Annotated in this window: 17 protein-coding genes, 1 tRNA gene and 1 rRNA gene (1 of these 19 running past the window's edge); 11 read left to right on the top strand and 8 right to left on the bottom strand. The window is 52.7% G+C overall.

Features of this window, described 5'->3' with window-relative positions; genetic code table 11:
• Nucleotides 1-7: 7 nt before the first annotated feature.
• On the bottom strand, nt 8-2,665 hold the full coding sequence (locus tag ACZ52Z_RS00135) for an ATP-binding protein (protein WP_464268743.1): 2,658 nt from the start codon (nt 2,663-2,665) through the stop codon (nt 8-10).
• Nucleotides 2,666-3,003: 338 nt separating this feature from the next.
• On the opposite strand from ACZ52Z_RS00135, the gene ACZ52Z_RS00130 reads away from it, so the two are divergent.
• The 4 genes from ACZ52Z_RS00130 to ACZ52Z_RS00115 all read left to right on the top strand — a co-directional run bounded on the left by ACZ52Z_RS00130 (nt 3,004) and on the right by ACZ52Z_RS00115 (nt 6,023).
• Nucleotides 3,004-3,144: a hypothetical protein gene (locus ACZ52Z_RS00130; protein ID WP_464268742.1), complete on the top strand. Its 141-nt coding sequence runs from the start codon at nt 3,004-3,006 to the stop codon at nt 3,142-3,144.
• A gap of 222 nt (nt 3,145-3,366) precedes the next feature.
• Nucleotides 3,367-4,674 carry a hypothetical protein gene (locus ACZ52Z_RS00125; protein ID WP_464268741.1) on the top strand — a complete coding sequence of 436 codons (1,308 nt, stop codon included), beginning with the start codon at nt 3,367-3,369 and terminating at the stop codon, nt 4,672-4,674.
• A complete protein-coding gene (locus ACZ52Z_RS00120; RefSeq protein WP_464268740.1) occupies nt 4,671-5,468 on the top strand; it encodes a toll/interleukin-1 receptor domain-containing protein in 798 nt (265 codons plus the stop codon). Before ACZ52Z_RS00125 ends, ACZ52Z_RS00120 begins: the two co-directional genes overlap by 4 nt.
• 3 nt (nt 5,469-5,471) lie before the next feature.
• The gene (locus ACZ52Z_RS00115; RefSeq protein ID WP_464268739.1) at nt 5,472-6,023 is read left to right on the top strand and encodes a hypothetical protein; all 552 of its coding nucleotides are present in this window, start codon (nt 5,472-5,474) and stop codon (nt 6,021-6,023) included.
• 98 nt (nt 6,024-6,121) lie between these two features.
• Here ACZ52Z_RS00115 and ACZ52Z_RS00110 read toward each other — a convergent pair whose 3' ends face one another.
• From ACZ52Z_RS00110 to ACZ52Z_RS00100, 3 genes are read right to left on the bottom strand one after another with little or no spacing between them, the layout of a single operon-like run.
• Nucleotides 6,122-8,107: a transglutaminase-like domain-containing protein gene (locus ACZ52Z_RS00110; RefSeq protein WP_464268738.1), complete on the bottom strand. Its 1,986-nt coding sequence runs from the start codon at nt 8,105-8,107 to the stop codon at nt 6,122-6,124.
• Entirely contained in the window at nt 8,104-9,393 is a 1,290-nt protein-coding gene (locus ACZ52Z_RS00105; RefSeq protein ID WP_464268737.1) for a DUF58 domain-containing protein, read from the bottom strand. Before ACZ52Z_RS00105 ends, ACZ52Z_RS00110 begins: the two co-directional genes overlap by 4 nt.
• Nucleotides 9,394-9,446: 53 nt before the next feature.
• Entirely contained in the window at nt 9,447-10,436 is a 990-nt protein-coding gene (locus ACZ52Z_RS00100) for an AAA family ATPase (RefSeq protein WP_464268736.1), read from the bottom strand.
• 619 nt (nt 10,437-11,055) lie between these two features.
• On the opposite strand from ACZ52Z_RS00100, the gene ACZ52Z_RS00095 reads away from it, so the two are divergent.
• The 5 genes from ACZ52Z_RS00095 (at nt 11,056) to ACZ52Z_RS00075 (ending at nt 16,892) form a co-directional block, all read left to right on the top strand.
• On the top strand, nt 11,056-11,565 hold the full coding sequence (locus ACZ52Z_RS00095) for a YdcF family protein (protein WP_464268735.1): 510 nt from the start codon (nt 11,056-11,058) through the stop codon (nt 11,563-11,565).
• 202 nt (nt 11,566-11,767) lie between these two features.
• The gene (locus ACZ52Z_RS00090; protein ID WP_464268734.1) at nt 11,768-12,217 is read left to right on the top strand and encodes a DUF302 domain-containing protein; all 450 of its coding nucleotides are present in this window, start codon (nt 11,768-11,770) and stop codon (nt 12,215-12,217) included.
• Between the two features lie 58 nt (nt 12,218-12,275).
• Nucleotides 12,276-13,601, top strand: a complete 1,326-nt coding sequence (locus ACZ52Z_RS00085; protein ID WP_464268733.1) for a 3-deoxy-D-manno-octulosonic acid transferase — start codon at nt 12,276-12,278, stop codon at nt 13,599-13,601.
• An 8-nt stretch (nt 13,602-13,609) separates the two neighbouring features.
• Nucleotides 13,610-16,174 (top strand): DNA internalization-related competence protein ComEC/Rec2, encoded by a 2,565-nt coding sequence (locus ACZ52Z_RS00080; RefSeq protein WP_464268732.1) that lies wholly within the window; start codon nt 13,610-13,612, stop codon nt 16,172-16,174.
• A gap of 217 nt (nt 16,175-16,391) precedes the next feature.
• The gene (locus ACZ52Z_RS00075) at nt 16,392-16,892 is read left to right on the top strand and encodes a PilZ domain-containing protein (RefSeq protein ID WP_464268731.1); all 501 of its coding nucleotides are present in this window, start codon (nt 16,392-16,394) and stop codon (nt 16,890-16,892) included.
• Here the strand turns inward: ACZ52Z_RS00075 and ACZ52Z_RS00070 are convergent.
• From ACZ52Z_RS00070 to selA, 4 genes are read right to left on the bottom strand one after another with little or no spacing between them, the layout of a single operon-like run.
• Nucleotides 16,879-17,961: a type IV pilus twitching motility protein PilT gene (locus ACZ52Z_RS00070; RefSeq protein WP_464268730.1), complete on the bottom strand. Its 1,083-nt coding sequence runs from the start codon at nt 17,959-17,961 to the stop codon at nt 16,879-16,881. The genes ACZ52Z_RS00075 and ACZ52Z_RS00070 overlap by 14 nt on opposite strands.
• Nucleotides 17,962-17,997: 36 nt before the next feature.
• A complete protein-coding gene (locus tag ACZ52Z_RS00065) occupies nt 17,998-18,672 on the bottom strand; it encodes an LOG family protein (protein ID WP_464268729.1) in 675 nt (224 codons plus the stop codon).
• Nucleotides 18,669-20,789, bottom strand: a complete 2,121-nt coding sequence (locus tag ACZ52Z_RS00060; RefSeq protein WP_464268728.1) for a tetratricopeptide repeat protein — start codon at nt 20,787-20,789, stop codon at nt 18,669-18,671. Before ACZ52Z_RS00060 ends, ACZ52Z_RS00065 begins: the two co-directional genes overlap by 4 nt.
• 7 nt (nt 20,790-20,796) lie before the next feature.
• Nucleotides 20,797-22,215, bottom strand: coding sequence for an L-seryl-tRNA(Sec) selenium transferase (gene selA, locus ACZ52Z_RS00055; RefSeq protein WP_464268727.1), 1,419 nt, complete (start codon nt 22,213-22,215; stop codon nt 20,797-20,799).
• Between the two features lie 706 nt (nt 22,216-22,921).
• Between selA and ACZ52Z_RS00050 the strand changes: the two genes are divergently transcribed.
• Nucleotides 22,922-24,481 (top strand): 16S ribosomal RNA (locus tag ACZ52Z_RS00050).
• Between the two features lie 82 nt (nt 24,482-24,563).
• Nucleotides 24,564-24,618, top strand: a tRNA-Ile gene (locus tag ACZ52Z_RS00045); it runs 23 nt beyond the window's last position.

The raw sequence follows: 24,618 nt of genomic DNA, 5'->3' as shown, positions 1-24,618 counted from the left end.
ATGGGTCCTATTGCTCCTTCGATCCCGCGGACAGATCCAATGCCTGCCTGACGGCCTGGGAAAGTTCCTGCCGTACCAGCGGTTTCATGACAATGGAAAGGATGCCTGACCGCTTGGCCCGACCACTGGTGATCTGTTCACTAAACCCGGTACAGAGAACAATGGGCAATCCGGGACGAATCCCCTGTATCTGCTGGCCCAGTTCCAAACCGGTCAGGTTGGGCATGGTCATATCGGTCACTACCAGATCGAAACGATCGGGCTGAGAGCGGAACAATTCGAGGGACTCGACACTGCTCGTTCTGGTTGTCACCGTGTAGCCCAACGTCTCCAGCATCCGCTTGCTGATATCCACTATGGCATGTTCATCGTCGACCACCAGAATATGCTCATTACCGGTCTGCAGCAGCGCTTCGCTCAGGAGAGCTGCCTGATCCTCCTCAACCGTGGTCTGCGGCAGGTAAATAGTAAACTCTGTGCCCTGCCCCACTTCACTGTCAACTGTTATAACACCTTCAAATCCTTTAACAATACCATGAACGAGCGCAAGTCCCAGCCCTGTGCCCTCACCCTTTTTCTTGGAGGTATAATATGGTTCGAAAATCCGCTTCAACGTTTTCTTATCCATGCCGCACCCGGTATCGCGCACACGGAGCCTGACATGTTTCCCCTGGTTACGATCAAGACGGGCAACCATAGGTTCATCCTGCATGTCAACGATATCAAGCGCGATCTCAAGAATCCCCCCCCTGTCTCGCATGGCATGATAGGCATTGGTGGAGAGATTCATAAACACCTGTTGGATTTTTGTCGCATCAGCAAAAATTATCGCCTGATCAGCAATAATCTGCTCCCTAATTTCAATGGTGGCGGGAAACGACGCCCTTAAGAGCTTGATACTCTCTTTGATAATCGGACTGATTTGTATGGGTTCAAGTTCTTCCTCCTGCTGTCTGCTGAAGGAAAGTATCTGAACGATGAGATCTTTGGCCCGGTGACTGGCCTGCAGCACCTGCTGCAGGTACTTATACGGTTCGCTTCCTTCCTGCAGGTCCAACCGGGCAAGTTCGGTATAGCCGAATATAGCGGAGAGGATATTATTGAAATCATGAGCAATACCACCGGCAAGCGTACCGATTGCCTCCATCTTCTGGGCATGATTCAGTTGGCTCTGCAGCATCTTCTGCTCGGTAATATCACGGGCGACATTTAGAATTCCGGGACGACCTTCCCAGGATATCAAGGCGCTGTTGACCTGGACCCAAATCTTCTGTTTGTTCGTATTGAAGAGGCTATAGGTATGTGTCAACTCCGTATCGTCCCCACTGAGAATGGCTGCATGGTAATCAATCACAGCATTCTTATGGGCTGCCGGAAGGATGTCAAAAAAGTCTATGACTGGCAGCTCCTGGTCCGTGTAGCCGGTCATCTCTACAAAGCTGGGGTTGGCAAAGGCAATGGAATTCCCCTGAACAATAAAAACGGCGTCATTGGCATTATTTACCAGCAGTCGGTACTTTTCCGCACTCTCCCTCTCGGCCTGCTCCGCCTGCAGGCGAACCGCTCGCTGTCTCCGCAGGGCTTCCACCATCTCATTATAGCCCTCGATCAGCAGCTCGTGCTGGCCGCTGGCATCCTGTTCCTGGAGTCGATAGTCCAAATCACCCTGCTTTATTTTCTCGAAAGCGGCTCGCATCCTCCTGTTGGCTGCATCGAGCATGCAGGAAACCGGTACGGAAACCAAAAATATCCAGTTTATCTCAGGAACGACGCCATAATAAACAAAGAGTTCCTGGTTGCGCTCCCCCCGAAGAAGGAGCTCTCCCTCCTGTTGCTCGACAAGTGATTGGGGCACAATACGATGAAAATCGCCACCAAGAGTACTTACCTTTTCCTGCAGGAAGCTGCCTTTTTCCTTATCTATTTTCAGGGGAATATCCGGATGGGCAATGATATCTCCCTGGTAGTTCAGCAGGAAATTGATCTGGTCTGCGATACAGGCCTCGTTGAGCACATCCTGGTACAGGTTTCGCACTGGAATATCGATGCTCCAGACCCCCACAAAACGCTCCTGGTGATATACCGGGATAGAGGCTGAAAGGATCAGTCCTTCCCCGGCATAATCAATAGTCGGAGGGGTCCAGCGAATTGCCCGCTCAGGATTGACTGAGGGTTTGACAGAAACAAAGGTGTGATAACCAGACCATTCAAAATCCGGGGTAATAGCCTCGACTTGATCTATGTAGGGGAACTGAAAAGATGTATTGCTCACATCCTGATAATAAATCCAGGCTATACCAGACAAACGACTATGGATCTCTTGCAGGTAGGGTCCAATGGTCCGCAGGCTGTACATCCTTGACCGGGCATCCGGGTGGTGCCGCAGCCCAGGATTCCAGGAATGACTGATTGCATCTGCAGGGGCTTTACCCGCCCGAAACTGCTCAAGCAGTGGCAGAGCAAGAAAAAAACCATCTGCATCAACGTCGAACCCTTCCCGGGCAAGCCACTTTTCCACTTGCAGCTCATTCCCTTGGTGAGTGTCAAAAAGGATCAGCGTCAATCGCCGCAGTTCATAAAGGGTATCGTAATACCTGGCAATGGTGCTCTTCAGCAGGGTGACTGTTCGCCGCACCTGTAAACGAATTAGTTCGGATTCCTTCATTTTGTCCCTTTCACAGGCTGTACTTTCTTCAAAAAATGATTGCAGTCCCTTTGCTCTCTTTGTATTTGGGACAGAGTGCGATCAGCGGTAATGCGTACTCTACCTTTTTTCAGGATATTGCAGGCATGCTGTTGATCGTGGTCGCAAGCGCGGCTTTGCCCACTTAAGGATTCCTCATCCTTGTGACATGATAATCGGGCACTCCCCTTCTGGAGCAGAGTATACCACCTCTGGTTACAAGAGTGAAATCGAATGGAAAAAAACTTCACTTCCTACAATCTTCCTCTCTTCTCACCAAAACCAACCACAATCGCCCCGGAGCAACAGCAATAGAACACATGACGTTTTCCACACCGGCGATCGATGCACAGCAAAAAAGGTGCCGCCAGTTGCCCGAATTCCAGTCTATACCTGCCCGTATTCGCAACCCGTCAGTGGTCATTACTCTTCGCTCATCGGTCCACCTCTTTTCTCTCTGAGAATGAAAAAAGTGGTAAAAGTATGATTCCCGGCTATTGCGAAGCTCAGAACATGAGCATAAAGTGTTGAAAAAAGGAGCGGAAAAATTTTCCGTACGGCCGGCAAAACTACTGTGCAGGAACGGAAGCACAAAAAACAGGCACCATCTGCCCTGTGGCAGGGTCACTGTGAAGTGTCGATATCACTTAGAGGCCGCACGGATACATCGGCTGGAGGAACCCATGTACAGCATCAAACATAAGCCAATTCTCTACGTCCTGATTGTCTGTCTTCTCCTCGTTCTTTCATCGCCCCCCGCTCCCCTGCAGGCTGCTTCCTCTGCGAACCCCCAAAAAAATGCCATTCGTATCAATGGCATCCTTACCCAACCGAATCATATTCTCAGGATGACTGCGCCCCTGCTGCCTCAGCATGAGTACTGGTACGATTCCACGGCTGGTCTGCTTGGCGTTGTCGGCAGGGGTGGAGCCTGGAAGGTTGTTTCTGATGTATCCCAGGGCAGGCTGGAACGGAATGCTTCGGCAGGAGATACCGGTATCCTGTGCAATGGCCGGGAGTTGCCGAGGCAGGAATTGCTGCGCCTTGAACGGGCCCTGGGGACGCGACTCGAACCAGGGTATTATCGAATGTGGGACGACAAAACAGGCACCCTCTTTCTTCAGCAAAGAGGAAGTGACCATGTGTTTACCCTGGCAGACGGTGCCATCTATCGTTCCGTTGCTGAAGGTAAATTTGGGGCACAGCAGCTCCGCTATCTGGCCGCTCGTCGCGCCCTCAAAAAAGAAAGCCCGGCTACGACCTATTCCTACCAAAAAAAAGCAGTGGAAGCTGCTCCTCAACCCACTCCAGAACCCATCCAGGAGGTCGAAACAGAAGCCGTTGCGAAATCCGAAGCCGCTGCGGATAAAAAAAGCTCACCCCTGCTCGATATTCGCCAGTTGCCTCGTCCGATTCCCAACTGGACCTCAAGGTACCTGCTCCCACATTCCGTCCTGTTTACAGGCACTGAAGCCGAAACCTTGGGATCAGTTTTTGACCGTCTGAAAAATTCCATGCGACGGGCAAAAATGTATTCCTGGTCTGCATATGCCATTCACGACGATGGGTTTGCACTTGTGACACAGATGGAGGCCATCGATAGCCATGGAAAGCCCATTCCCGAACCCGACCGCTGGGCAGCCATACTTGAGGAGAATGAGCCCATGAGTATTGCTGATTATTTCACTACCCTTTTTCAATCAAAGCCGGGACGGTACCGTATTATTTTATTTGCCATTACCCACCGCAACCTGGAAACTCGACCTGACCAGGCCACTTCCGAGGGATTGCAACGCCTACTCCATGAGGGGGCCAGTTCGCTGCCCGCAGTGCTGCGCCAGAAGGAAATCCTCCCGTTGACTCAATGCGTTGCATACGTCTACGAATTCGAACGTTCCCGGGAACAGGTGAGGCAACTGGCAACAAGCGGACTGCAGGTTATCGACCACCTGGCCGCTGGCGGCTACTGGGAGCGCTCCATATTGCAATGACCAACAACAACCAGAACACATCCACCTATTTCATCAGCTACAGCCATTATGATGCCGACTTTACTTTGCGGCTAGCTGACGACCTGCGGGCAGCCGGGATAAACGTATGGCTTGACACCCGTGACATCAGCACGGGCGCGGTTTGGGATGAAGTGCTTGAGCAAGCCCTGCGCGCATCAGAAGGGATTATTGTTGTCCTTACTCCCGCTTCTGCAGATTCTGCCTTTGTGCGCAAAGAAATACTCTTTGCCCAAAACCACCACAAAAAAGTGTATCCGCTCCTGGCCAAGCCAACGGAAATTCCTCTGCTCATTGCTGACTCTCAGGTTGCCGACTGCTCATTCGACTACAGTGCCGGTTTACAGGCTCTCACCACGTCGCTCCTTCATGATAGCGGAGCTACAGAAACCGCGAGCCCGGGGATACTGCGACGCATTCAATGGATCGGAATCAGGAGCTTTTCCTTTAAACGGGCTGTGGTGGGCATGTGCATCGGCGGTGTGTACGGGGTCGCTATCACCAGGGGACTGAATCTGGGAGGGCAAAACGTAGCGGCAATGGCTGAAGGATGGGTTGTCTACGGCTTTTTCGGCGCCCTGGCAGCACTCCTCACTCCACGATCGTATCGTGCCCTCACCTTTTTCAGCGGCGGGTTTCTTGCCGCCCACCTCTTACTGTGGCTATGGCTTGTTTTCTATAGCGACAAAGGGTTTCAATATGTGCTGGTTATCGGCCCCATCATCGGTGCCATTGCAGGGGTGCTGTTGAGTCGGTTGATGAGCAAATTACACTGACAGATGAAGCTCCCTCCACCTCAAACAGGTAAAAACAGGATAAACCGCTCAACCAACAGTGAGAAAAGATACCTTGTTCCCAGATGGCGTTTGCTGTGCGGTTCACTCTCCTTTCTCTTCAGTATCTGTTTACCGGTGGTTGGCATACCGCTGGTCACGGCACTCAAGCTGTCGACTGCCGCGACGTCAATGCTCTCGGGAGTCATGCTCGTTGGCGGGGAGGTGTTGGGAATCCTGGCGGTCGCTATCATGGGGAAACCCGGGTATCACTACTGTAGGCAACGTTTTTTAACCTTCTTCAGGCAACATGTTTCCCCCGCACATGTTAGTCGAACGCGTTATTACATTGGCCTGGTTCTTTTCTCCATACCTCTCCTGTTTGGCTGGCTATCGATCTACATCGCACCCTTTATTCCCGGTTTTATCAACCACCCTATCCCTTACGCCCTAGGTGGAGACCTCCTCCTGATCATCAGCCTTTTTGTCTTGGGCGGTAATTTTTGGGAGAAAGTGCAAACGCTTTTCATCTACGAGGAGACGGCTCACTCTTCCTGAGCTGAATCAACCAGCAAGGGCTGTGCGCAACAGCTCCATGGGGCGCCCAAATTGTTCTCGTCGGTCAGCTTCGCCTTGTTCGACTTCCAATGTTTCCCTCAGTCCTGAGCGGATAGGGTGCCACGCTCAATATCCCCGGCATCCTGCCGGGCCAGCCATTGCTCAACCATCACTTCTAGCCGGTGCTGCTCGGCAGTGTCTATTGCCTGGGGATCAAACCGCAATCGCTGATGCAAGGCAAACATTGCAAACAGTTTTTCCGTATCCAACTGTTGCTGTCTGGCGACCCTTGTCATCCACCCCACAAACGGTTCACCACGCTGAGGGGGCATACCATATCCGGAAAGCCGCTCTACAATCCGATAAAAAGGAGAATCAATCACCGGCTGGGCCGTTTTCCGTGCGCCCGGTTCCCTTGCGCGGCTCCGTGCATTCACCCTTCTATAAATCCTTACAAGGAGAATGACCGCCAGCACCACAACCACGGCAGTCAAAAGTACTTTATAATTCTGCTCAGTCCCTATACGGAAGTGCTCATATTGAAGCCGCAGATACGAAAAAAAATCCTTCACCGTTTGCAGGCGCGACCGGTTCACCTCCTCGCGGTGCAACCAGTCGGCCGGAGTGGTGTCCACGACAATCCATTGCCCCCCTACAAAGGCCTCAGCCCATGCGTGGCTGTGGCGATCCCTGACTACAAATTTATCTTCCAGGACACTTCGCTCGGCAACATGAAACCCTGTAACATACCTGGTGGGAACGCCTGTCTGCCGCAACAGAAGAGCGGTGGCTGTGGCAAATATCTCGCAATAACCACGGCGTTCCCGGGAGAGAAAGAGTTCCAAGGCCGAATCTCCCGGCTCGTCGGTTTGTAGTCGGGTTGAGTAGGAAAAGCCCTCTGCAAAAAACCGCCGCACCCGCTCGATCTTGTCTGCTGCAGCAAGTCCACCCAGTTGTAATTGTTGGACGATGGGTTCGAGGTACTTTCGATCTTCTGCCTGGACGGCAAGGTGTCTGTAGGTTGGTGGATCCACCGACGGATGCATTGCCCGGTTGAAGCGAATATCGTAGCTGACAAGGGGTGCCCCATCAATAATCCGGATAACGCCATCGCTTTTTCGAGCCAGCTCGTACAGGGTCTTCCCATCAACCCGATAGCTCCCATAGGGCTGCGGCAGCACCCCTTTCTCCTTTGGCAGATAGTACTCGATGGACACCTCTCCGCCCGGATGATGCGGCTGAGGGAGCAGATCCCACCCCAAGTCGCGGACAACCAGGTAATCAAATTTTTTATTGCTGTGCCAGGTATTGCGCCGATAAGTTTCATAGCTGTTCTGCCGCAGCAGGGAAGGTGCGGGCAGTGTACCGTCAACACGCAGAACAATGGATGACGAAAGTTTAAGCTGACCGATTTTTCCGTAGGAGAGATGCGACAGGAAAGGATCGGCAAATTTTCCGGAATAATATGAACGAAAAAACTGACGGGTTCGATCCCGCAGCATACCATGCATCTGTTCAGCGGTTCTCGCACCCCAGTACCCTCCAGCCACGGCAACCAGACAGGTGGCGACAAATACCCACCAGGGAAACCTGCGCCCTCTGTTCGCGGCCGCTAACCAGAGCAGAATACCGGCGGCACCGGGGAAAAACAGGAGGGATCGACTGTTGGCCATGGCTGTTGCGACCAGGCAGACCCCGAGATAATAGGGCCGGAAATCCAGCGGCTCATGAGCATAGATCCGCTTCCGCCGCAAACCGATCCTGGTGCCGATAACTATTTTCTCTTCCCCGGTGAGCACCTGGGCGAGTACAAGCGGCAGCAACACCAATGGTTGCCAGACGATCAACGTCTTGAGAAAAAACAGCTTATCAACATGAAGCAGAATAAGAGCAGCTGCTGCCAGAAAAAGTATGGATGTGAGGTCGGACACACGGACAAAATCCTCGGTTTCGAGCTGCCACCTGCCTCCTTGAACCTGTCCCCAGGATATTATCAGGAAAGCGAGCAATCCCATGACCGGATGACCGGCTTCCACGCCCCACAAAAGAACCGATGCTGCCAGCAGAAAAGGAGGGGTTTTCATCGCAGATCGACCTGCTTTGTGGGGGTATCCACAGGAAAACATTTTGCCTCTGTCAGGGAAGATGCCGCCAGTCTTTTCAATGTCTGCTGCTCGTCTTTGGTAACGACGATTACCCGACACTCCACTTTTGCCAGCTCCAGTTGAGCTACCAGTCGGGTTCGACACTCGTCAATATCCAGCAAGACGACGATCGCACCACTGAGCAGATCGGCATGTTCCAATACTGCGTCGCTCATGCGCTGAAAACTTCCATTTGTACACGGTGCAGCGCAGGCGAGAGCCTCAACCATAGGGTAACGCTCTGGCAGCCCCCTGCCCGCAGCTAAATGTGCTACGCCCGCTTCCGCGGCCAGGTACAGATCAACCAGGTGGTGGGAGAGATCCTGTTCGCTCATAATTGATGCCCCAATCGATAGAACGTCCTCAAAGAGCTGTTCAGCCCCTTCATTGCAAAAGGTGTCGATGACCAGGGCAATCCGCGGAAAGTATTCCTCTTCCAACTGACGTACAATAGTTGACCGGGTTCTGGCGGTGGCTTTCCAGTCAATTTGCCTGACCGCATCACCGGGCCGGTATTCCCGCAGGCCCACAAACTCTCCTGTATCCCCGCTGCCGGCGGTAGCCCCCGCTCCTCCTTGATGGTACTTCCTCGAACCAGGCAAAGCAGCAGCAATCACGGGGTAGCGTTTTGGCAGAACCAGTACCCTCTCGGGTTCACGAAAATATATTTCTTTTTTGAATATCCCCAAAGGATCTACCGAAAACAACACATAGCCGGGCAAAAGAATATACCCTCGGCGCAGCGGCATGATCCGGGTCTCAACCTGTCTGCTTCCGCCTGCAGGCAGTGACGGTAAAGGAAAAGGTTCATCAGTAAAACCGATAGTGAGCTGAACAAGATGAAGCCAGCGACGATAGCCGAAAAGGCGATCGATGAAATGGTGACGCCCCCCAGGGCTGTCGGAAAAATGAGTAAATCGCTGAAAACTTGGCAGCTCGGGGGAGACTTGCTCCCGGTAAAACACCCCTTGAACCTTTCGTGGCCCGGGATTGTAAACCTCTACGGAGTAAGCAAAGCCTTCGCCCACCGCACAGGTTTGCGGAAAAAAACGTCGCAGCCGAAGAGAAGTGGAGAAAAATAGGGCAAAAGGTATAGCGATCAGCGCGGCAACTACGGCGATGGACGCCAACTGATACATCATGGTCTGCCGTGTATTGAGCCCAAACAGGCTCATCAGCAGGGCAAACAGGAGAAAGTGTCGGCCAAAGGGAGTCACCCATGTCATTACACGGCGCCGCACCCCGGACGACCAACAATAGAGCCGATAGCGTAGATACCTCATCGCGGTGTAGGGACCTGCTCAAGCAAAGTATGCACCACTCCACGGGAAGTAAGCCCCGAATAACGCGCCTGGGAACTCAACTCCAGACGATGGCCAAGAACAAAGGGTGCGGCTTCAATGATGTCGTCGGGCGTCACAAACTCCCTTTGACGAAAAAGGGCAAGAGCCTGAGACATTCGCAACAAGGCCAGGGAGGCCCTGACGCTGGCACCCAGGAGTACGCCTTCAGCCTGGCGGGTTGCACCCACAATATCAACGATATAGTACTGCATCTCTGTTGACAGACGAATATGCCGCATTGCACGTCCAGCATTCCTCACCTCTTCCTGCGAAGTTACCGGTTCAATAGCTGTAAGTGGATGGCTGGTAAGTTGATCTGCGAGTACTTCTCTTTCCGTATCCCGGTCAAGATATCCAGGAGACAATTCCACCATGAATCGGTCAAGTTGTGATTCGGGCAGAGGATAGGTCCCATGGGACTCCACTGGGTTCTGCGTCGCTATCACGAAAAACAGCTCAGGAAGATCATACTTTCTTCCTTCCATCGTCACCTGCTCCTCCTCCATAGCCTCCAATAGTGCCGATTGCGTACGCGGACTGGCACGATTAATTTCATCTGCAAGCAAAATATTGGCAAAAATCGGCCCCTTGATGTATTCAAACAGCCCGCTGTGCTGTCGGTAAATTGAGACGCCGAGAATATCTGACGGCAGCATATCCGGAGTAAATTGCACTCGACCAAATGCGGTATCCACCGACCGGGCGAGCGTTTTGGCGATGGTTGTTTTTCCGGTTCCAGGAACATCCTCGAGCAACACATGGCCGCCGCTGAAAAACGCTGCCAGAAGTATCCGGATGGTTGCCTCCTTTCCTTTCACCACTTGCTGCATGTTGTCTGCAATACGCGAATAGACCGTGTACGCTGAGGAAAAGTCTTTCCCGGCTGCCTCTGTCTCTATTCCGGTCGCTGCCAGCTGACTGTTCATAAAATATACCGTTACTATGGTGGGGTGAGCGGTTGTGTCCCTTTGTATTTTTACACTCACTATAGCACATCTTTCGACGGGGCAAGGGCACAATTTCCGATGGTATCCCTGTGTCAGGCATGGGCAATGGACCTTGCCCGATATATCGACAACATCATAGGCAGCCGGCCCCTTGCGACGACGTTGACGCACCATCTTTGGTCCGCTATAGTGCAGAAAGATAAAAAAAACTGTGATACTGGTGAACTAGGAACCAATGAACTGCCGCATTTTCCGCTGCCGCCCCCGAAACCGCACTCTGCAGCAAAATTGAGTACTTCATTTTCTGCTCTGTCCTTCAGGAAACCTCCCTCGCGATGTCCTTTGCCACACGATGGACCACAACCCTCCCGGCGGCTGCTCTCTTCTTTGTTAACGCGGGAGCTGCAGGGCCTGTTTCCCTTCATGCCACCGGCCACCACCACTGCCGACCAGCCGCCGAAAAGGGTCATATTAAGCAAACCGGACTCTCCCACCAGGATGAGGGTCGCCTTTTTTTCATGGGGTATCCTACTGCTACGGAACAGGATTTGCTTGACACATCAAGGGGGGATTTGGCTATCATACTTCGAGAAGCATCATGCAGACCGATGTGATCATCGTCCTGGGAGCGGCGGTATGGCCGAATGAACAGCCAAGCCCCCCGCTAGCGCGACGGGTAACCAAGGCCGTGGAACTCTACAAGCACGGCGTGGCTGGACATATAATTATGAGTGGTGGACGTGGAAAGCATCCGCCCGCGGAAGCGGTGGTCATGCAAAGACTAGCGGTGAACATGGGGGTGCCGCCTGACGCGATCATCCTCGAGGACAGTTCTTCTTCCACTTTTGACAATGCCCGCCACTGTGTTGCTATAATGAAACAACACCACTGGAAAGATGCGCTTGTCGTCAGTGATTCCTACCATATCCTGCGCAGTGTTTTTGTTTTTCGAGCGCTCGGCCGTCAGGCCAGAGGTGTCGCATCCGAAGGCCGCGGCGACACGGCAACGGGAAAATGGATATTCTATCACTTGCGGGAAGTTGCGGCAATCCTCTGGTACGGTGTTCGATTGGCTCTGTTGAAGCTCTCCCTGTTGAATAAAAACTAGGCCGGGCACGTTGCCTCATCGCTGCCCCGGCCCAGGGAGAGTCAGTCCCTGGCAGATGAATCAATCCATAAAGAAATGATTAGTATTCTCCCGGATAAAGATGAAGGATACCCGCTGTGTCGTCTTTGCTCAAAATTCGTATGGTGCAACGAATCGCGCTGAAGACCTCTCCTCACCCGGAATGTTGAGAAAAGGAGCAACCATGAAATACCTTTACCTTGCCCTGCTGCTTGTCTTTTTTCTTGCTGGCCCCTTGCAAGCAGCAAGTGGAACCGTTGATGTGGAGAGCGCTCATTCGGTACGGGCAACGGCCGACCGTCTGGAAATTCTCCTGCAGAAAAAAGGAATAACCATCTTCAATCGCATCAAGCACACCGAGGGGGGGGCGCTTGTTGGTGTGGATTTACGACAAACAGAACTGCTTATTTTTGGTAATCCAAAGATAGGAGCACCATTAATCAGGTGCCAACAGAGTGTGGCTCTGGACCTGCCCCAAAAGGCGCTCATCTGGGAGGATGAAAACGGCAAGGTATGGATAACCTACAACAGTGCGCACTACCTTAAGCAACGCCACGCAATCCGTGACTGCGAACAGCTTATCGGCCGCCTGGAAAACACCTTGGCCGACATCACCAGGGCCGCTGCCCAATAACTTAAACTGTCGGTATCGATTTTCACACCGCAGCAAGCTCCCCAGGTAGGAAAATTTCTTGATATATTATAGCACCATATTGCTCTATAACCTGCTCAGCATCCTTGCCATCCTTTTGTTCTTCCCCCTGCTGGTGTTGCTCGTAGCAGGCAAAAAAAAATACCGCTCGCGTATTGGTGCACGATTGGGAAAGGGCCTGGGCGCCGTTCCTCTTGCCCCAGGAAAAACGCATTCTCCCACCATTTGGCTCCACGCCCTTTCCGTGGGGGAGACGACTTCCTCATTGGCGCTTGTCAAAGGCATTCGCAAGACCTATCCCACGGCTGTCATCATCTTCTCCACCACTACCAGTTCAGGAGAGCGGCTTGCCAAAGAACGTGTCCAGCCGTACGTCGACGCTGTGATTGCGGCGCCCCTTGATCTCTTTTTCAGTATACGGTCTTTCATCCACACCCTCCAGCCAGACCTGTTTATCCTGACGGAAACCGATTTCTGGCCCAACTGGCTCTTTTTTCTTCGCCGGGCCGGTATCCCTTCTGTGCTGGTCAACGGAAGGATATCCCGGACATCATTCATCCGGTACCGTCGGTTGCGCTGGTTTTTTCGCCCTCTCTTTTCCCAGTTCAGTGCCCTGTGCATGCAGACAGAAAATGACCGCAATAAGATGATTCAATTGGGCGTACCGGCAGAACGCGTCCATACCCTCGGCAACCTGAAATTCGACACCCATCTTCCCACTGCCGCCCGCTCAATGCCGGCAAGCCTCTACCGTCAACTGGGGCTGCAGCCCGGCGCCCCGATATGGATATGCGGCTCAACCCATGCCGGTGAGGAGAGCATACTCCTGTCAGTCCATGCACGATTGAAAAAGCAGATACCCGGGCTGCAGCTTATAGTCGCACCGCGTGACATCGATCGCAGTGATGATGTCCTGAACATCGCTCGCAGCAGCGGCCTTGCCTGCCGAAAAAGATCGGTCTTGACGGCAGCAGCACCTGCAGAAGTGCTTATCCTTGATACCATAGGGGAATTAGCCGTCCTCTATCAAATTGCTGATGCAGCCTTTATCGGCGGCAGCCTGATCGAACAGGGAGGGCATAATCCGCTCGAAGCGGCCATATGCGGCATTCCGGTCCTCTTTGGGAAGCATATGGAAGATTTCTCAGAGATTGCCAGCGGTCTGGTCGACAGTGGCGGGGGGGTTGAGATAGAATCCGGTGAGAGGCTCTTCGAGGTGCTGTTGGGGCTTTTCTCGTCTTCGAGCCGACGTCGTCAACAAGGCACCATGGCCAAACAATGGGTACACAAGCACCAGGGTGTGGTGAATCAACATCTCCAACTCCTGCAGCCATTGCTTACACCTGACGGACCACAACTCAATTAGGGTCCCGGGTGTTGTTCGCTTCTCTTGCCAATCATATCCGCACACACCTGCTGCCCTGGGTCACTGGAGCCTATATTACCGGATCCACCCTCTCTTTTTGCCTCGTCGCTTCCTCGCCTCCTCCGGCAATCCTTGCCGGCGCCGCCCTCGCGGTTGCACTGTTTGCGGTGACTGCTTCACGAAAAGTCCCCCCCTTTTTCGGCGTCGTTTCCTGCCTGCTGTTTTTTTGTTTTCTCGGCATGGCTTTTACCCATAATGCCAGGCAGGGACCATGGCCTGAGGACCACATCGCCAAGAGTATCACCACCAAGCAAAAGACGACACTGATCGGCACGGTCTCCACCATGGTGGGATACGACGGTGAAAAAAGCCGGTTCGTCCTGGAAACCGAAGCCGCCCTCCTCCCGACTCCGGAGGGACACCGACCTCCCCATTTTCATGCTGTCCAGGGACGTATCCAACTGGCAATACATGATGATATTACTGCCATTGTCCAACCGGGCAGAAAAATCATGGTCATTGCCACCATTGCCCCTATCAGGAATTACCAGACCCCCGGAGCCTTTGATTACAAAGGGTTTCAGGCAGCAAAAAACATCCGACTTTCCGGCTGGATCAATGGGAGAAATCAGCTATTGGTGTCCGAGGCAGCAGCTTCGTCTCTCCTTCAGCGTCTCCGTTACGAACCCGAACGGAGACGCCAGAAAATCGCAGGCTTTCTTCATGCACATCTTTCCCCTGAAAACGCCGGTCTCTTCCAAGCACTGCTTATTGGCTATCGCGGCAATGTCCCGCCACCTCTGATCGAGCATTTCCAAGCCGCCGGCGCTATGCACCTTCTGGCTATTTCCGGGCTCCACCTCGGCCTTCTTGGCGGGATGACGGCATTCTGCTTGATGTTCATTGGCAAACGGTCTCAGTGGTTGCTTCTGCACACCCATGTTCCCACCCTTGCCATCACCATGACCCTGCCAATCCTTGTGGCGTACTGCCTTCTTGCCGGAGCGAACCCACCGGTCGTGCGGGCAACGCTGATGGCCGGATTAGGTCTCTATGCCCTGCTGATTCGACGCAGTAAAGACCTGCTGCACCTCATCGCTGCAGCCGCGCTCTTCATGCTGCTCCTCTCGCCGTTATCTTTACCCACCGCATCTTTTCAGCTTTCCTTCGCTGCAATCATCGCCATTGTCGTCATCCTCCCCGTCCTTCCTCTTTTTCGTCCGAGTCAAAAGCCGTTGACTAGCTCCCGTCCATGGTACCGCACCCTTTTTTCCGCAACAACATCGCTCTTTTTTGTTTCCTGCGCAGCCACTGCTGCAACCGCCCCCTTAATGCTGTTTCATTTCAACCGCCTCTCTTTAGTCGGGCCGTTGATGAACCTGGTGCTCGAACCGCTGATCTGTCTCTGGGCCCTCCCCGCCGGTTTGCTTTCCATCCTCTTCATGGATGCTGCACCCGAACTTGCCCTCGTTTTCCTGAAAAGCGGTGAGCCGGGATTATGGTTTGCCCAACGGGCTGCGGCAGCGGCTGCGCAAATCCCCTCTTCCACCCTGTGGACAATCACCCCCAGCGCTATTGAGATCTTCCTTTACTACCTCGCGGTCATACTACTCGTTAAGGGTCGCAGCAAAGTTCCGATGATGGCAGCCCTGGTCCTGTTTTGCATCATCGCCGGCTCTTTTTCCTCACTGCATAGGCCGGCACAAAGTAAAATTACAACGGTTCACTTTCTCGATATTGGCCAGGGAAACAGCTCCCTGCTGCAACTTCCCAACGGGCAGAACATTCTCGTCGATGGAGGCGGCGGCAGCTCAAGGCGTTTCAACATCGGCAAGAGTGTAATTGCACCGTTTCTATGGAAACAGAGAATCTGGCGCCTTGACGGCATAATTGTCTCCCACCCCGATGCCGACCACTTCAACGGCATTCCTTTTGTACTGAAGCGTTTTTCCCCTTCAGTGCTTTACGTCAACGGGCAGGATGCAAGAGAAAATCGCTCCTACCAGGCCCTGTTGGCGACGGCGAGAAGTCATAGGGTCGACATACAGCCTCTGCAAGCAGGAAAGACCATTGCCGCGGATAGATATTTCAGCCTTTCATGCATGGGGATGAACGGCCTTGTGGACCAAAGCAGGGGTGGGGTGGATAATGAACGGAGCCTGGTCATACGGCTCCGACATAAGGCACGAACGTTTCTCTTGCCCGGCGATATTCCGTCATCCATGGAACATGTACTCCTCAAACACTACCAGGATTTAACAACCGACGTATTGATTGCCTCGCATCACGGCTCCATTACCTCAAGCAGTGAGGCGTTTATGCGGGCAAGTAATCCGCGGCTGATCGTCGTCTCGGCGGGCTATGGCAAAGCCGGCACCCATCCCCACCCAAAACTTTTAGCCGCCTGGGAAAAAAACAATTATCAGGTTCTGCTCACGTCCCGAGATGGCACCATCACCTGCACTACCGACGGCAAAAACCTGAGAGCCACGACCGCTACTGGAAAATCACTGGCTGTCCCGGCAAGCCGCACCCCATCGGCAGTCAGACAAACCGTGTTCCTCAATCAGTAATCAATCAGCCCTTGCGTTTTGGCCGGTAGAATTTTTTCCGCTGCCCAACGTTTCCCCGTTGGTCTTTGCTGAAAGCACCCATTCATAAGGTCTATTAAACCTTGAAATTTTATGCGGCATGCAATATTTTCACCCTCCACATCGTCTGACCATCAGTACTGGAGGAGAGAAAATGGTATGTCTGGGGAAAAGATGTCCGTGCTGCGGTGGGAAAAAAATGGTGAACAGAGGGAAAAACTCATGGATCGAGGGAACCTCTTTGGTGTCCCCTCTGGTGTGCGCACAATGCGGGCAACGCCTGACCTCTTTCGGCCTGTATACAAAATCAGCGGAGCAACGTCGTCACGCCAGGTACCAACTTCCGCCCTCTTTTGTATTACGAATACCAGGGGAGCCTCCCCAGTTTTCCAGAATTCACAATATCAGCCAGAATGGGATATGTTTCTCCAATACCAATTGTTGTCTGGCAGCTGACCAGACCCTTCGGGTTGATATTTTTGATTGCAACAGCGGGACGGTTATCGAACAACTCCCGCTGGAGATTATTGCCACCTCCCCCCTTGCGCGGCAAGAATCAGACCAGTCCTCCCTCTTGCTCACTAAGGGAGCACGTTTCCTTCACTTGACCCAGGCCCAAAAAAAGCTTCTGGCAGGGTGTATTCAATCGCACGGCAGGCTGGACCAGACCAAGCCTGCCGAGAGTTTCACACTTCCGTGAAATCAACCGGTGCACGCCGGAGGTACTTGACAAACTTCTGTTTTTCGAAACAGTTGGTATAGGCATCTTCCGCACTGATTCGCTTTTTCTGTAAAAGATCCATTATTGCATCGTCCAGGGTCTGCATGCCAAACTTCTTTCCAGTCTGCATAATGGAGGGGATCTGGTAGGTTTTGGCCTCCCGTATCAGGTTTCGGACAGCCGGGGTACACACCAAGACCTCCAGTGCGGCAACCCGCCCTTTAATATCCACCCGTTTAAACAGTGTCTGTGAGACGACCGCTTTCAGGGCATCGGCAAGCGTTGACCGTACCTGCCCCTGCTGATTGGCAGGGAACACCTCAACCACACGGTCAACGGTTTTCATGGCATTCATGGTATGCAATGTGCCGAAAACCAGATGTCCGGTCATGGATGCCTCCATGGCCAGAGTAATGGTTTCCAGATCGCGAAGCTCCCCTACCAGAATTATATCCGGGTCTTCGCGCAACGCTCCTCGTAACGCTGCGGTAAAGGATTTGGTATGTGTCCCCACCTCACGATGATTAATGACGCATTGCTGCGATTTATGCACAAATTCAATGGGGTCTTCGATGGTCAGGATATGATCCTTTCGCGTCTTATTGCATTCATCGAGGATAGCCGCCAGAGTAGTGGATTTACCCGAACCGGTTGGTCCGGTAACCAGCACCAGCCCTTTAGGTAGGCTGGCCAATTTAGAAATAACCTTGGGCAGCCCCAGCTGCTCACAGGTCATGATCTCACTGGGAATTTCACGAAAAACCGCACCTATACCATTTTTCTGCTGAAAAAAGTTACACCTATAACGGGCAAGCCCGGGTATTTCATACCCGAAGTCCATGTCACCGGTTTCTTCAAAAATCTTTATTTTATCTTCAGGGCAGATTTCATACAGCATCTGCTTCAGGGTCTCATTGTCCAGCACTTTGAATTTGACCCGTTCCATATCGCCGCGAATACGTAGTACCGGCTGCTGGCCGGCCATTACGTGTAAATCCGAGGCGCCTTCGTCGTGCATGAGTTTAAAAAAGGCATCAATTTGAGCCATATAGCACTCCTTCCCCCTGCATTGAATGTGTTAATATCACCCTATTACTGTCTTTCGAACATATCGTATCACATCATCCACGTTATCCAGAAGCTCAAACAGTAATAAATCATCATTTTCGATTTTTCCTGAGCCCAGGACCTGATCGTGCAGCCAGTCCACCAATCCTCCCCAGAACGCGGTACCCACAAGAATAATCGGAAACCGCTTGATCTTTCTCGACTGAATAAGGGTAAGTGACTCAAACAATTCATCAAGCGACCCGAATCCTCCGGGCATACAGATGAAGGCCATCGAATACTTCATGAACATGACCTTGCGTACAAAAAAATACCTGAAATCAAGGGGCAGATTAACGTACGGGTTTCCCACCTGCTCGTGAGGCAGATCTATGTTCAATCCTATGGAAAGCCCATCGGCATCCATGGCCCCGCGATTTGCGGCCTCCATAATACCTGGTCCTCCACCGGTGATGATGGCGCAGCCAAGTTGGGACAACCGAGCTGCGAGTTCCCGCGTAGTCTGGTACTCAGGGTCTGCTTCAGTGGTGCGGGCAGACCCATAGATGGTCACTGCCGGCTGCTGCAGTCCCGAAAGGGTATCAAAACCTTCTACAAATTCCGAGAGGATGCGAAACATTCTCCATGAATCCCCACGTTCCATGTTGTCCAGACAGTACTGATTTTCCCTTCGAATCTTATGCTTTCTCATAGATCTCCCCCCTCAACTCCGCCGGTCGAAATGGATACCAGCATCCGTTCGATTTCCCGTTGTTGCCGGTGGGTAAGTGCCGGTCGCCGTTGCAGCCGTTTCAGACGTCCGCCCGCCCGGATAGTGTAGCCTTCCAGAAGCTCTATCCGTGCAACCAGCATACCGCAATCCACATGCTTTCTTTGCAGCCGCAAACAGTGGCCGGCAGTCTCTCTGGCCTGCGCAACTTTGCCTGCCTGAAAGAGCGCCAGGGCCTGCCGATAATGGTTATCAGGGTTGGCAGGATCAAGCTCAACTGCTTGGGCACAGAGACGCAGGCCGATATCATCGCCCTGTCCCTCGATCACGTACAGCAGGCCCAATAAACTGAGACTTACGGCATCCTGAGGATAAATGCGCAGGGCTCGCTGGCAGGCACTGATCGCCTGCTTGTATTCTGCCTGTTCAAAATAGTTCTTTCCCAGCAACCGATGAAGCAGGTATTCCCTGTCGCTTCCGGGAAGGGTGGCCCATTGTTGGAGCACCGCCACGGCCAATGCTGTCTGACCATACTCGGTATAGAGCCGGCCCAAGGGAAGAAAGAGCTCGGCTCCGGCCTGGAGATCGGGTATGACCTGACGCGCTTGCTCCAGCGCTTCAATTGCTTTTATTTTCTTGCCGCCAGCCAATTGGGCCAGGCCGAGATTGACAAGCGCCATGTAATCAGCAGGTTCCTGTTTCAACACTGCAGAAAAACACTCGACAGCTCGAGCATAACGGTTGAACTCCACCAGTGTTACCCCCAGGCTGTTCAACAGATTGATATCATCCGGCCGCAAACGCAGCCCATCACGATAATCCCGACTGGCAGCGTGGTAGTCACCACGATCAAAATAGTAGTCACCGCTGATGTTTAACGAGAGATGATCGAAAACGGTGACGCTCCCCGGCTCAAGAAAAGAGCAGTGCAACAGGGCCTTATGACAGTTGAAAGCGGTTTGTGTTTTAGAAAAGTCCAACATCGGCCACCCGGCAATACCCACAGCCTCAATCCCCTGCTTGACCAGACGATCCCCAAGCAGCCCGAGCAGGTCTGCAAGCTGTGCCGGGTACCCCTCCTCAAGCGCTGGAAAAAAGGCGTAGGTGTGCCCGGGTTCACTGATGAGTACTGGCGAGACATCCGCCAACAGGTGCTGTAACCCTCTCTCCATTTCACGGGCTGTACCTGAAAAATCCCCCCAGGCAAAAATTACCAGTGTAAAGCGCAGGCACCCACGCCACTCTCGACGCAACTGCTTCAAGACAGCTGCATCGGCAACTGTAAACGGCTGATCAGCCAGTGCACGGGTATCGCACACCCCGAATGGTCCTCTTTTCTCTGCTTCCACGAGTCCGCGCCAGGCACCCTCGACCACCTCGTTCTTCTGCTCTCCGGAGGCAATGCCGACCTGCACTCTCCGCACGCCATCGCGTTTGAGATGCTTCTGCAACAGGCGACAGACCTGGAGGCTTTTTGCTGCCGAGGTGTCAAAAAGCAGCAGCCCGAAAAGCTGCGGACCGAGAGAAAAGAACAGACCGGGCATAACGGCATGCAGAAGATCGGTCACCTGCTGGAGACGAGTCGCACCCATTGCGGCGGAACGACTGGCAAAACCTACGGCAAGAAAAAGCAAGGATACCTCCGCAATACCAGAAAGAGAGGGGACGAGATGGAGAGCCCGTCGATTATACATGCCTGAATCAGGATCCGTGTGCACCTTGCGCACCAACAGCAGCTGCCGAAATACCTGTGCCTGAAAATCACGGAGCCAGTGGTTGGAGAACTTTTTCAGCAATGACGGGTCAACACCTGTGGCCACCACCCCTACCCCTTCCCCCTCGCCCATTGACAGCGGAATGACCAATGTATCATGGTAAACAGTCGCCTGCGAAGGCGGCTCACCCATCGTGAGGTCAAGCGAGGGAAACACTCCCTTGTCGGATAGCGAGGGCAAGAGTGCGCCAGCCTGATATGCGCCAAAGGAAACCGACGCCGGCACCGGAAGCAGCGCATTTACGGCCGAGGTAAAAGGAGTCTGCAGAAGAACAAAGTCAGCAACTGTCAGCCGCTCCTGATCATGGATTGCAAGGAGGGACATAGGACGCTCACCTCCTGGAGGATTCGGCAAGAGCTGTACCGATACCGGCAGCCACAAGCTCAATTTCATCATCTGCAATCGTACGCATATCAAGCAATAGAGCATCCTGTTCGACATGGCCGACGATGGCCGGGACCTGCTGACGAAGCTTCCCTTCCAGGCTATTAATGGATAGAGCTGTGGCCTGAAGAGCGACAGCCCAGCTGGATATTCGCTGTTCCGGCATTGCTCCGCCGCCGACCTTGGAAAAAGTCTTTACAACCGACACGCTCCCTCCCGGTAACTTTTGGGCGAGCAAAGCACTGCAGCAGCGCTCGGCACGTTCCTTCACCTCATCAGGTGATGCGGAGATCATGGCAAGGGTGGGAATACTGGCAATAGCCCTATCCTGATCGAGATAGTATCGCATAATTGATTCCAAGCCACTAAGCGTAAACTTGTCTATACGCAGTGCCCGGTTCAGCGGATTTTTTTTGATACGCTCAATATGTTCTTTACGACCGACAATAATCCCGGCCTGGGGACCTCCAAGCAGTTTATCACCACTAAAGGTGACCACATCGACTCCGGACGCTACGACTTCCTGGACGGTTGGTTCTTTTTCCAGACCGAAACGGCTCAAATCAACAAAAGATCCGGAGCCAAGGTCTTCGACCACCGGAATACCATGTGACCGACCAAGTCGGACCAAATCCTCATTGGATACTTCGCTGGTAAAACCGATGATACGGTAATTACTGCAGTGCACTTTCAGCAGCATGCCGGTCTGTTCATTGATCGCTTGCTCATAATCGGCAATATGGGTCCGATTAGTCGCACCGACCTCCACCAGTTTGGCCCCACTTCGCGCCATAACATCAGGTATGCGAAAAGAACCTCCGATTTCAACAAGTTGGCCTCGAGAGACGATGGCCTCCCGGCCTTTGGCGAGGGTATCCAATACAATCAATACAGCTGCTGCGTTGTTGTTGACCACCAGGGCAGCTTCAGCGCCGGTCAGTTCGCAGAGAATAGACTCGATGTGGCTGTAGCGACTTCCTCGCTTTCCGGTAAACAGATCAAATTCCAGATTACTGTACCTGGAGCCGGCAATGTGGATGGCATGCATCGCCTCATCAGGCAACAGTGAGCGCCCCAGGTTGGTATGCACGATGACGCCGGTACCGTTGATAACCCTGCGAAAATGATATTGGTGGCCGGAGACAACCGCGTTTATCAATCGTGGAAGTAAACCGTACTTGTCAAGAGAGAGGGGCCCAGGGTCCCTGCCTGCAAGGATCTCGCTTCGAATATGGTCAAGAAAATCACGAACAATTTTTTTCAGCCGATCACGTGGAACATCTGCGATTTCTTCGACCTCGGCAAGAGAGAACAGGCAGTCATTAACATTGGGAATAGTTGGAAGCAAATGGGTGAGAGATGACATGACTATAAATTCCAGACCCCTAAAAAACGATAGAATTAAATAATTTTGACATTGTCGGCATGTTACGACAAAACCTTTGTACAAGGCAAACACAATCGGTAGTCAACAACGCATTTGAGCGTGACAGAGCATAACCATGAGCCGAGGAACTTCTGCTAGTGGACAAAAAAGGTATTGACTTCTGTAGTCGGTTCCGTTAATTTCGCCCTCCGTTGCTTGCGCAGGTGGCAAACAGCGGCAGGGATGCCGCATTACTTATCCAATGATTTCAACATGTTTTTACAAATTGCTTTCTTGACAGCAAGCGGCAAAAAAAGAGTTGACTTCAAGGCAGAGGTAAGGTAGTTTCCCGCTCCGTTGCTCAGCAGACAGTTGCCGGACAGCAGCAAAGGCATCAGCGCCAGGTCGTTGATGCCGCCTTTCTGACAGCTTGTTTTTCACATCGAGCTGAAAAAAAGGTTGACTGCAAGGCGGAAGTAAGGTAGTTTCCCGCTCCGTTGCTTGACGAAACATCGACAAGCAAAACGAGCCCCGGCTTTCACCAGGGGTTCACGCAGAACATACCGTATATCAACTGGATATGCGTCGGCCATGGATGCCATGGTTTTGATCTTTGACAACTGAACAGTAATAACAAGCGGGCCAATTGATTTTGGTTTTTTTGAAGTTTGTAAGTCCAATCGTTAGTGATTGAGCAGAAGATATTAAACTGGAGAGTTTGATTCTGGCTCAGAACGAACGCTGGCGGCGTGCTTAACACATGCAAGTCGAACGCGAACGTCTTCTTCGGAAGACTAGTAGAGTGGCGCACGGGTGAGTAACGCGTAGATAACCTGTCCTTATGTCTGGGATAACCCACCGAAAGGTGGACTAATACCGGATGTGCTTGTTTTTCATAAGTGTAATAAGCAAAGGTGGCCTCTGATATAAGCTACTGCATGAGGAGGGGTCTGCGTACCATTAGCTAGTTGGTGGGGTAATGGCCTACCAAGGCATCGATGGTTAGCGGGTCTGAGAGGATGATCCGTCACACTGGCACTGAAACACGGGCCAGACTCCTACGGGAGGCAGCAGTGAGGAATATTGCGCAATGGGGGAAACCCTGACGCAGCGACGCCGCGTGAGTGAGGAAGGCTTTCGGGTCGTAAAGCTCTGTCAAAAGGGAAGAAATGCGTAGCAGTTAATACCTGTTATGTTTGACGGTACCTTTAAAGGAAGCACCGGCTAACTCCGTGCCAGCAGCCGCGGTAATACGGAGGGTGCAAGCGTTGTTCGGAATTACTGGGCGTAAAGGGCGCGCAGGCGGCATGGTAAGTCAGATGTGAAAGCCCACGGCTTAACCGTGGAAGTGCATTTGAAACTGCCAAGCTTGAGTATCAGAGGGGAAAGTGGAATTCCTGGTGTAGAGGTGAAATTCGTAGATATCAGGAGGAATACCGGTGGCGAAGGCGACTTTCTGGCTGAATACTGACGCTGAGGCGCGAAAGCGTGGGGAGCAAACAGGATTAGATACCCTGGTAGTCCACGCCGTAAACGATGTGAACTAGGTGTAGGAGGTGTTGATCCCTTCTGTGCCGCAGCCAACGCATTAAGTTCACCGCCTGGGGAGTACGGTCGCAAGATTAAAACTCAAAGAAATTGACGGGGGCCCGCACAAGCGGTGGAGTATGTGGTTTAATTCGATGCAACGCGAAGAACCTTACCTGGTCTTGACATCCCGAGAATTTTCTGGAAACAGAAAAGTGCCTTCATTAGAAGGAACTTGGTGACAGGTGCTGCATGGCTGTCGTCAGCTCGTGTCGTGAGATGTTGGGTTAAGTCCCGCAACGAGCGCAACCCTTACCTTTAGTTGCTAGCAGTTCGGCTGCGCACTCTAAAGGGACTGCCGGTGTCAAACCGGAGGAAGGTGGGGATGACGTCAAGTCCTCATGGCCTTTATGACCAGGGCTACACACGTACTACAATGGCCGGTACAAAGGGCAGCCACTTCGCGAGAAGGCGCAAATCCCGAAAAGCCGGTCTCAGTCCGGATTGGAGTCTGCAACTCGACTCCATGAAGTCGGAATCGCTAGTAATCGTGGATCAGCATGCCACGGTGAATACGTTCCCGGGCCTTGTACACACCGCCCGTCACACCACGGGAGTCGGTTGTACCAGAAGCAGTTGAGCTAACTTTCAGAGGCAGGCTGCCAAGGTATGGCTGGTAACTGGGGTGAAGTCGTAACAAGGTAGCCCTAGGGGAACCTGGGGCTGGATCACCTCCTTTATAAGGAAAGATACAGAGGTTACTCTGTATGGGATCAACCCTGCTTGGATATTACTGTTCGGTTTTGAGAGATCAAGGTCATGGGCCTATAGCTCAGCTTGGTTAGAGCGCACGCCTGATAAGCGTGAGGTCGGTGG

Source organism: Desulfogranum aggregans, assembly GCF_055398265.1.
The sequence above is the reverse complement of the archived record's forward strand: the minus strand, read 5'-3'. Positions and strand labels throughout refer to the sequence as shown.